Annotated in this window: 1 protein-coding gene; it reads left to right on the top strand. The window is 75.3% G+C overall.

The window, feature by feature from the left end:
* Window positions 1-24: 24 nt before the first annotated feature.
* Window positions 25-590: 8-oxo-dGTP diphosphatase MutT (gene mutT / locus G7A99_RS23870; RefSeq protein WP_205600047.1), on the top strand; the 566-nt coding region annotated here is incomplete at its 3' end.

Here is a 590-nt window from a genome sequence, read left to right as displayed (position 1 = left end):
AGCCCGGCCGTGGAGACGATCCATGTGGCCGTCGCGGTGATCCGCGGCGGGGACGGCCGCGTGCTGATCTCGCGGCGACCGGATCATCTGCACCAGGGCGGGCTGTGGGAGTTCCCCGGTGGCAAGGTGGAGCCCGGCGAGGCCGTCACCGACGCGCTGGTCCGCGAGATCCGCGAGGAGCTCGGGATCACCGTCGCACCGCGCCGCCCGCTGATTCGTATCCCCTTCGACTACCCCGGCCGGCGGGTCGAGCTCGACGTGTGGCTCACGGAGCCGGCGCCGGGCGAGACGCCGCGGGCCATCGAGGTGGCCGAGTGGCGCTGGGTCCCCGCCGCCGGGCTGAGTGCCTATCCGTTCCCCGCCGCCAACGCGCCGATCGTTCGGGCGCTGACCCTGCCCGAGCGCTACGCCATCACGCCTGCCGACGAGCGTGGTGACGCGCTGCTGATGCGCCTCGATCGCGCCCTCGCGTCCGGGCTGGCCCTGGTGCAGTGGCGGCGGGCCACGCCGGACGCGGCACTGCTGGGGGAGGCGATCCGGCGTTGCCACGCCGCGGGCGCCCGGCTTCTGGTCAACGGCGGGCCGGACGC

The organism is Arhodomonas sp. KWT (genome assembly GCF_010993615.1).
Note: the sequence above shows the minus strand (reverse complement) of the source record. Positions and strands in the feature narration are given on the sequence as shown.